We start from the raw sequence: 8,808 nt of genomic DNA on the forward strand, positions 1-8,808 counted from the left end.
CACCCCTGCTGGTCGGCAAACCAACAGGGGTAATGAGTTTGAGGTCACGTCCTCCGGCAAGAGGACGCAAATTTTTGATTCTGAATCAGACCGGGAAGGTCGTTCATGATTGTAGCCGCAATATTGCGGATGTCTAGCGTCGTTGTGCGCAGTGTCGCGCCGACCGCTAGCATCCCTGCGCGCTACCCCGTCGAGGGGGTGGTGCTGCGATGACTCTCGAGATCCCCGGCACCGCCGCGTCGATGAACTCTCTCGACCGCGTGTGGGAGGCGCTGGACCGTGGAGGCTACAAGCCCACCCGCCGCGCCAACACGTTCAAGGCCCTCTGCCCCGTGCACGGTGACGCGAACCCCTCGCTGAGCGTTCGCTACGACCCGCGGGCCGGGAAGATCGCACTGCACTGCTTCGGGTGCGAGGCGCCCGTCTCCGACATCACCGCTCACCTGGGTCTGACCGTGAGCGATCTCTTCGACGCCCCGCTGCCCGCCGATCGTCGCACCCAGAACCGCACCCCCCGCCCTCGCCGCCCGGCGCTGCCGCCCCGCCTGACCCGCGAAGAGCTCGCCACCCCGGCCCCGGATCTGACCGGCGCCAAGTGGGAGCGAGTGAAGGCCTACGAGTACGTCGACGTCGACGGCATCGTGCAGCAGCGGGTGCACCGCGAGGAGACCGTCGTCGACGGCGTCCGGCACAAGCGCTTCACCCAGAGCTACCGCGGCGCCAACGGCCGGTTCGTCAAGCGCAAGCCCGAAGGCTTCGCCCCCCTGCTGTACAACCTCCGCGCCGTCACCGAGGCCGTCACGGCCGGCAGCGACGTCTGGCTGCTCGAGGGGGAGAAGGACGCCGACAACGCGATCGCGCAGGGCCTGGTGGCCACGACCAACGCCGGCGGCGCCACCGCGTTCCCCGCCGAGCTCGTCGACCACTTCCGCGGCTGCCGCGTGCACCTGGTCGTCGACAACGACCACGCCGGCTACAAGCGCGCCGCATCCGTGACCGCGCAGCTGCTGCGCGAGCGCATCGAAGCCCGCGCCTACCTGCCCGCGCTCACCGACCGCAAGGCCGACTTCACCGACCACCTGGACGCCGGTGGCACCACCGACACGCTCGTCGAGATCTCCGTCGACGACGCCACCGCGCTCGATGCCGCGGCCGAGGCCGTGAAGCTGCTCGTCCAGGTGGAGATCTGCCGCAAAGAGGCCCGGGCGCAGCTGGACGCACAGGGTCAGGACCGTGGCATCGCCGAGCGCAACGCCGAGGCGTGGGCGCGCGAGTCGTCCAAGCGGCTCGAGCGGATCACGTCGCTGCAGCCGCTGATCGCCCACCAGCTGAGCCACCGCGCCGAGGCCGCCCGTGACGAGCTCACCGCGACCGTCCGCGAGGCCGCGGAGATCGCCCGCGACACGTACCAGATCGCCGGTCTCGACGTCCCCGCCGATGTCACCGCCACCCTCGGCACCACCCCGGCCGAAACCGATGCTCCCGAGACCGCCGACGTCGACGCGGCCGGCGAGAAGCCCGCCCGCGACCCCCGCACCCTCAATGTCTCGTTCCAGACCGGCGGTGCAGCCGGCGGCGCCGGCGGCGCCGGCGGCGGCAAGGGCAACGGCGGCCGCGGCCCCCGGTTCGATGGCGGGGACTCGGGCAAGCGGGCCGTGATCAAGCGCGAGGAGTACGACGTCGTCGACGGGATCACCGTCAGTGTGAAGTGGGTCCTCGCCGAGGATGCCGACGAGGACGGCAAGCAGAAGTGGGAGCCGCGCTACACCGCGGTCCTCAACGGCTGGGCCGAGATCGAGACCGTCGCCGTGGAGGACGACGGCACCGACAGCGAGATCGCCCGCTCCCCGCACATGATCGCGATCCGGTTCTACCGCTACGTCCGCGACGCCCGCGGCAACGCCGTCGCCGACGAGGAGACCGGCCACCCGCAGATCGAATCGACCCTCGTGAAGTTCGACGAGGAGCAGCTGCGCACCGGCACCTGGGCGCAGGCGCTGCCCTGGCCCAACCTCATCGAGTCCACCACCCGCCGCGGCAAGGACCAGGCGTGGGACGCGATCCGCAAAGCCCGCCAGACCGTGGCCAGCAACAGCCTCGTCTACACCACCCTCGGATGGCGCACCACCGCGGCGGGGCAGCCGTTCTTCGTCCACTCCACCGGCGCGATCGGCACCGAGGGCGCGATCGACGACGTCGAGGTCAAGCCGTCGCTGTTCAACGTCTTCGCCCTCCCCGCCCCGTCGACGGATGCCGCCGAGCTCCGCGCCGCCTGGCAGAAGGGCACCCTCGAAGCCAAGGACTCCTGGCTGCTCGGCCGCGCGATCGCCCCGCTGCTCGCCCAGTCGTGGGGATCGGTGCTCAAGCCCAACGACGCCACCGTGCACCTGGTCGGCGGCCGCGCCTCCCTCAAGTCCGCACACGGCCGGCTAGCGGTGCAGTACTTCGCCCCCGACGTCCACTACCACGGCGTCAAGGAAATGCTCTCCGGCTCCGCGAAGGGCGGCTCCGCGCTCGGCCTCATCCGCAGCGCGAACACCGTCTCGCACCTGCCGCTGCTCATCGACGACTTCGCCCCGGACGGCAACGCCAAGCAGGCTCAGAACCGCCTCGGCGAGCTGGCCCGCATGCGGTTCAACTCCACCGGCCGCAAGGTCTCCACCCAGCGCGGCGGAGTACGCGAGGACCGCCCGATCGAGGCCAACCTGATCACCACGGGCGAGCTCACCGCGACCGGCTCCGCCGACACCCGCATCCTCAACATCCCGCTGCACCCGCAGTCCGTCGACAAGGGCAAGGCCCTGTTCGCCCGGCTCGAGTCACGCAGCTACCGCGCCGCCCGCTCCCTGCTCGGCTCCTCGCTGATCCACTGGGTCGCCCAGCGCCGCGACCAGATGCTCGAGGAGATCCAGGCCGCCATCGAAGGTGACACGAGCTCGCCGCTGGCCACCGACACCTACTGGGAACGCCGCCTCGCTGACCTGCCCCACGACTCCGGCGTCCGCAACCGCCTCGAGAACATGGCCGTCGACCTCGACCGCGGGATCTACATCATGCTCAAGATGCTCCGCGAGTACGAGGCCATCACCACCGACGAGGCCAACGAGTTCTACGCCTGGGCGCGCGACGGGATCTACGACGCCGTCGCCCTGCAGGACTCCGCCTCCTCCGACGCCGGCGAACTGCTGCTCGCGTTCCTCCGCGAAGCGCTGATCTCCGGCGGCGCGCACCTGAGCACCCAGCACGGCGACGCCCCCGACGACGCAGCCAGCCTCGGCTGGGTCAACCAGAGCGCGGGGGAGATGCCGCAGTGGCGCCCCATGGGCGCCCGGATCGGCGTCATCGTCGGCGAGGGCGACGCGCAGCGCGTCTACCTCATCCCCTCCGTCGCGATCGGCGTCGCCAACACCGTCGCCAGCCGCGCCGACGAGGTCTTCTCCGAGACCACCCACTCCATCGCCAGCAGCTTCGAGAGCCACGGATGGCTCACCAAAGACCACGAAGGCAAGCGCTCCGGTGCTCGGCGCATCGGCGGCCAGAAGATGCGCGTCTGGGATCTGCCGCTGTCCGCTCTCCTCGGCTCCGACAACGACGGCGACGACCCCACCACCGACAGCGACGGCGGCCACGACCCCGACACCAACCCCGGCCTGTTCGACATCCACCCCTCCGGCCCCACCGCGCCGACCGACGAGCCCCCGGTCGACGAGGAGCCGCCCGCCGACGAGTACCCCCCGACCGACCCCTACCTCGCCGACGAGCCGACCGGCCCCGTCGACGACGTCGCGCCCACCGCGGCCGCGGCCGACGTGGCCCCGGCACCCGCTCCCGCCGCACCGCCGGCCCCCGTACCGGCCGCCGCGCCGGCCGCTCGCCGCGGCACGTTCCGCGCCTCTGTCGCGGTCCTGCACACCGATGGCGTGTGGCTGCCTGATGGCAGCCGCGTCGACCTCGAGGAGCCGATCGTGCACGCCGGGCAGATCGCGCTGCTGGCGTCCAAGCTCTCCCTCGGCACCCAGATCAACACCGGCCCGAGCAAGCTGCGGCGCACCGAGCGCGGCCAGGTCTACATCACCCGCGACTACGCGCTGACCCTCGGGATTCCCTTCGACAAGCTGCCTACCCCGATGGCGTTCCAGTACCGCGAGAAGCTGCAGGCGGCCACCGCCGGCACCCCGTTCATCGCCGAGGCGCGCACCGCCGGATTCCAGGTCTCCGGCAAGGACTCCCTGGACCCCAGCATCGAGGTCTGGCACGACGACAACCCCGAGCTCGGCGTGCTCATCGGGTTCCTGCCCGCGCTGCCGCCGGCGTTCCAGCAGGTCATCCTCGCCGACGACCCCACCCCGCTCGACGTCGCCGACCGGCTGCAGCGGTTCAGCGGCGCGCTGCGCTTCCCCTACCGCAAGACCCCCTCGAGCACCGGCCTGGATCTCGCGTTCGCGCTGCACCCCCGCACCGAGCGTGAGCGCCTCTTCGAGTCCTGCGAGTCACCGGCCGTGCTCCGCGAGGCCGGCCACGCCGAAACCGACCTCGACTGGCAGCGCACCCTCACCCCCGACGAGCAGCAGCACAGCTGGGTGCACGCCTTCGACCGCGGCGGCTCCTACCTCGCCGCCGTCGCCGGCCTCGAGGTCGGCATCGGATCTCCCACCCACCACCCCGAGCCGCTGCCGTTCACCAAGCTCCCCGGCTACTGGAACATCACCATCCCCGAGGACGGCCACTGGCTCACCCCCAACCTGTTCAGCCCCCGCGGCGTGACCGGACAGGCCACCCCCGGCAGCCGCATCTGGGTCGCGACGCCCACCATAGAGCTCGCCGCCGAGCTCGGCGTCGAGCCGGAGATCCACGAGGCCTACCTGTGGCATGAGAAGGGCCGCATCTTCGACACCTGGCAGAAGCGCATGCGCGAAGCCCGCCAGCTGCTCGACACCGACAACCCCAACGACCAGATCGCCCGCGACCTGCTCAAGAAGGTCTACGTCTCCGGCCTGGGCATCATGGCCAGCGATCTCCACCGCAACGGCCGCCTCGGCTACGCCCCCCACCGCTACGACCACATCATCGCCAAGGCCCGCGCGAACATCCTGCGCCGCGTGTTCCAGATCGGCCGCGACACCGGCCGCTGGCCCGTCGCGATCAGCAAGGACACCCTCGTCTACACCAGCCCCGACCTCGACGCCGAGACCTCCTGGCCCGGCAAGCCCGAGCACTACGGCCGCGGGCTCGGCAGCTTCAAGTACGAAGGCTCCGCCGCTCTCTCCGAGCACGCGAAGTACTTCACCGGCCAGGCGCGCCCCTACGAGGGTAAGAACGACCTCTCGGAGATCTTCTGATGCTCGACGACAACGCCTCCGACGCGATCGCCCAGCGCAACGCGCTCTTCCGGTTCTTCACCGGCCAGGACTACTCCACCGTCTCGTCCTCGCCGGCGAGCATGCTCCGCTACCTCTACGCCGGCAAGAGCGATCGTCACCCCATCGACACCAAGACCGCCGCGACCCGCCTCGGCGTCTCCCAGCGCACCGTCCAGCGCTGGATCAAGGGCGACTCACAGCCGCGACCCGAGCTCCTCAAAAAGCTCACCGACCGCACCCGCCAGACCGTCACCACCAAGCGCGGCCGCACGCAGATGGCCAAGCGCGCGAAGGCGGCCCTGCCCGGCGATCGCCGCACCCTCATCGTCCACGGCGTGCAGGGACTCTCCGCCGACCCCCAGGACATGGGCTACAACCGCAACGGGAACAGCTACATCCACCTCACCGACGACGAGCAGCGCGGACTCATCGACGCCTGGGGCAACGGCGGCGACACCGGCGCCCTCAGCTACCTCGAGGGCATCTACGCGCAGCCCGGCCGGTACACCGACTCCGGCACCTGGCGCTTCCACGGCGTCGACGGGATGCAGTGGCGCTGAGCCCCGCGACCGCCGCTCACCACGACGATCTGTGATTGGGTCGCACCATGACATCCCGACGCTCCGACACCGTCGACTATTCGACCCAGTGCACCGTGATCATCTCGTTTCACGACCACGACCGTGAAGACCGGATCGTCTACGAGCGTCCCCAGACTCAGATCCCGGACGGCCCTCTCAGCACGTTCGATCGCATTCGTATCTCGCAGTTCCCGACCGACGACGAGCTCACCACCGAGGCGCGCATGATCTTCGCCGACATGAAGCGGAACGACCGCATCGGCGAGGCCGCAGCGCTGAGCTCTATCTTCATCGCCCGCTCCGCGGCCACCGCGCTCGAAATGGGACTCTAGTCACGCCCCGAGGGCGCGCAGATACCCCGTGACATCGAACGGCCGTAGGGGCAAGGCATAACCCGCTCGAGACGGGTGGCGTGGATGCCCACTCTTGAGCAGGTCGCCGATCGAGACCCACTCGCACCCCGAGGCGTCCGTCACAGCCACGATGCCGGCCAGCAGCTGCCGAAGGTAGCTGCGGGTCTTGATCAACTCGCCCCACGCCGCGAGCAGGGTGAGCGGACGACCGGCAACCAGCGCCGCGATATGCCGCTCATTCTCCGCCTGCAGCACCGGATCGTGCACCAGGTGCATACCTCTCGGATCGGTCGACCGCTGCGCGTAGAGATTCAGCATCACCCAGCTGTCGAAGCCGTTGCGCGCCGCGAACCCCATCACCTTGCTCACCGTCAGATCCGGGTCTCCCGGCACCGCAGTACTCGGGTTCACACCCACGCAGATCAACGGGTTCTCACCCACTGTGCCCAGCACGAAACGCGCCGAGTCGTCGACGTTGTGCTCATACATCCAGACGTCGCTCACCACCGCACCCTCCCGACTCTCACCGTAGACGCGCCACGTCGACGCTGCGCGATCGACCAAACCCGGGCTAGTGTTGTGTAGGTCACATGCACTCAACTTCGACGGATAGGGAGGGACAGCAGGTGACCACGACGACCAGCCCCAGCTGGGGCGCCTCTCACGAGGAGCAGCGATGAGCCTGCACCCCGCCGAGACCGCGCGATTCCTCACCGACCTGCAGGAGCACATCGAGAGCGTGACCACGTTCTACATCCCGCAGGACGAGCTCACCACCGTCCTGCAGCGCATGGCCGACGACGGCCACCGAGAGATCCCCACGACCTAGGAGCGGCACCCCATGGCCAAGACCAACCCCGTCCAGCAGATCGCCGGCGCCGAGCTCGTCGGCTACGACTACTTCGCCAAAGAGCTCGACGTGCAGCTGCGCACCATCTACGCCTACGCCAGCGAGACCAACGCGCAGCGTCTCGAGAACTTCCCCCGCCCGATCACCCCAGCCGGGCACCGGCAGCCCCTCTTCGACAAGGCTGACGCCGACAGGTTCATCGCCGAGCGGCGCGCCGGCAGCACCACTGGCAAGGGCCGCGTGAAGGCCCGACCCCTCACCAAAGCCCAGCGGGCCGCGGTGCCCGCGGCCGCGGAAATCCTCGGCCGCGAGATCGACCTGCGCGATCGCGTGGCCCTCCGCGCAGCGATCTACGACGACCTCGCCCTGCCCGTCATCGTCACCAGCGAGAAGGCCCAGGTGCCGGCCGTCGACACCGCCACGATCAAGAAGCTCTACAAGCAGACCGAGCACCCCTTCCTGCAGCAGCTGCTCATCTATCGCGGCGTCGACGTCGCAGCCGGCTGACACCGAGAACCCCATGACCGACCCCACGCCCCTCTGGCGCACCACCGAGCACGCGGATCTCGCCGTGCTCGAGCAGGCCTGGGGATCGCACCGGCTCTCGCAGATCCTCGGCGCGGCGCTCGGCAGCTACAACCGCCGCGGCAACGTCGACGCACGCACCGCCGGCGCCGTCCTCGGGGTCACCGATGGCACTATCCGCCGGTGGGTGCGCAGCGGCGTGCCCGCGAGCAAGATGCAGGCCGTCATCGACCTCGTGCGGCCGCCGCAGGGCGCTTTCGAGCTCGAGCACTCCGATCTCATCGTCGCGCGCCAGAACCTCGAGATCGTCACCGCTGACCCGCAGAAAGGCGCCGACCTCTGGGGGCACAAGGGCTGGCTCGATCGCCACGACCTCTCGATCGTCAAGATCGCCGGCGCCCCCGTGATGGTGGCGCGCATCGCCAAGCATGACCGCTCCGCCACCGCGCAGCGGAACATGCTGCAGGGTGGAGCGAAAGACGCACACGGCCACTACCTGCCCCCGGCGGAGATCCTCACCTTCCCCAACTACTTCGCCGCCACCATCGCCCGCCTCGAGATCCTCGAGGACGTCTACCCGTTCCGCGTGCAGATGCCCGAAGGCAAGCTCTCCCGCGGCGGATCCAAAGCGTGGCTCGCCGAGGCCCCCCGCAAGCCCCTGAGCTCCTACCGCCGCAACCCCCGCCGGCGTACCCGCAGCAAGGCCCAGGTCGGCGTTCGCCCCGCCGCCGATTGACACCTGCCCGCGGGTTTTCTGAGCTCGCCGCGTACATGGTGGATGTGACACCCCACCAACGCATTCGCCGAAGCCTCCACCGCATCACCCGCACCGCTCGGGCCATCGCCGACCTCGCACGAGAGCTCACCCGCATCCTCGCGTGGGTCGGCGCAGCCGGCCTCGTCATCGCGGCCGCGAGCTCGAGCGGGGGAGCGGACCTGCTGGTGACCGTGCTCGATTCGAGCTCGCCGGCAGCATCCGGCGCTGACCCCCGGCGCCCGCCCCACGGGCTCGGCTTCGGCGCGCAGCGCCGAAACCTCACATCCATGACCAGCACCCGCCCACGAGGGGCACGCGGTGCAGCGCCCGGCTTGCCGGGTGCCCGGGTCTGGGCGCGCAGCGCTCAGCCTGCACCCGCAGG

Annotated in this window: 8 protein-coding genes; 7 read left to right on the forward strand and 1 reads right to left on the reverse strand. The window is 70.0% G+C overall.

Features of this window, described 5'->3' with window-relative positions; all coding sequences use genetic code 11:
• Positions 1 to 209 precede the first annotated feature (209 nt).
• From AC3RX1_RS16680 to AC3RX1_RS16690, 3 genes are read left to right on the forward strand one after another with little or no spacing between them, the layout of a single operon-like run.
• The gene (locus AC3RX1_RS16680) at positions 210 to 5,339 is read left to right on the forward strand and encodes a telomere-associated protein (RefSeq protein ID WP_491502325.1); all 5,130 of its coding nucleotides are present in this window, start codon (positions 210 to 212) and stop codon (positions 5,337 to 5,339) included.
• Positions 5,339 to 5,920, forward strand: coding sequence for a helix-turn-helix domain-containing protein (locus AC3RX1_RS16685; protein ID WP_491502326.1), 582 nt, complete (start codon positions 5,339 to 5,341; stop codon positions 5,918 to 5,920). The genes AC3RX1_RS16680 and AC3RX1_RS16685 overlap by 1 nt, the downstream gene beginning before the upstream one ends.
• 47 nt (positions 5,921 to 5,967) lie before the next feature.
• Positions 5,968 to 6,273 carry a hypothetical protein gene (locus AC3RX1_RS16690; protein WP_491502327.1) on the forward strand — a complete coding sequence of 102 codons (306 nt, stop codon included), beginning with the start codon at positions 5,968 to 5,970 and terminating at the stop codon, positions 6,271 to 6,273.
• Here the strand turns inward: AC3RX1_RS16690 and AC3RX1_RS16695 are convergent, their stop codons facing one another.
• A complete protein-coding gene (locus AC3RX1_RS16695) occupies positions 6,274 to 6,798 on the reverse strand; it encodes a DUF1643 domain-containing protein (protein WP_491502328.1) in 525 nt (174 codons plus the stop codon). It abuts the gene before it with no gap.
• Positions 6,799 to 6,970: 172 nt separating this feature from the next.
• Here AC3RX1_RS16695 and AC3RX1_RS16700 point away from each other — a divergent pair, with 172 nt between their 5' ends.
• The 4 genes from AC3RX1_RS16700 to AC3RX1_RS16715 all read left to right on the forward strand — a co-directional run.
• Positions 6,971 to 7,123, forward strand: coding sequence for a hypothetical protein (locus tag AC3RX1_RS16700; RefSeq protein WP_491502329.1), 153 nt, complete (start codon positions 6,971 to 6,973; stop codon positions 7,121 to 7,123).
• A 12-nt stretch (positions 7,124 to 7,135) separates the two neighbouring features.
• Entirely contained in the window at positions 7,136 to 7,651 is a 516-nt protein-coding gene (locus AC3RX1_RS16705; protein ID WP_491502330.1) for a hypothetical protein, read from the forward strand.
• Positions 7,652 to 7,664: 13 nt separating this feature from the next.
• Complete coding sequence (locus tag AC3RX1_RS16710; RefSeq protein WP_491502331.1) at positions 7,665 to 8,405, forward strand: hypothetical protein; 741 nt, start codon at positions 7,665 to 7,667, stop codon at positions 8,403 to 8,405.
• A gap of 44 nt (positions 8,406 to 8,449) precedes the next feature.
• Positions 8,450 to 8,808: hypothetical protein (locus AC3RX1_RS16715; RefSeq protein WP_491502332.1), on the forward strand; the 359-nt coding region annotated here is incomplete at its 3' end.

This window comes from Microbacterium altimontanum (assembly GCF_058349865.2).

Bases quoted from the DNA above. Each gene is read 5' to 3' on its own strand.
- AC3RX1_RS16685 (WP_491502326.1), top strand. From the start codon at position 5,339: ATGCTCGACGACAACGCCTCCGACGCGATCGCCCAGCGCAACGCGCTC.
- AC3RX1_RS16705 (WP_491502330.1), top strand. From the start codon at position 7,136: ATGGCCAAGACCAACCCCGTCCAGCAGATCGCCGGCGCCGAGCTCGTC.
- AC3RX1_RS16680 (WP_491502325.1), top strand. From the start codon at position 210: ATGACTCTCGAGATCCCCGGCACCGCCGCGTCGATGAACTCTCTCGAC.
- AC3RX1_RS16690 (WP_491502327.1), top strand. From the start codon at position 5,968: ATGACATCCCGACGCTCCGACACCGTCGACTATTCGACCCAGTGCACC.
- AC3RX1_RS16700 (WP_491502329.1), top strand. From the start codon at position 6,971: ATGAGCCTGCACCCCGCCGAGACCGCGCGATTCCTCACCGACCTGCAG.
- AC3RX1_RS16710 (WP_491502331.1), top strand. From the start codon at position 7,665: ATGACCGACCCCACGCCCCTCTGGCGCACCACCGAGCACGCGGATCTC.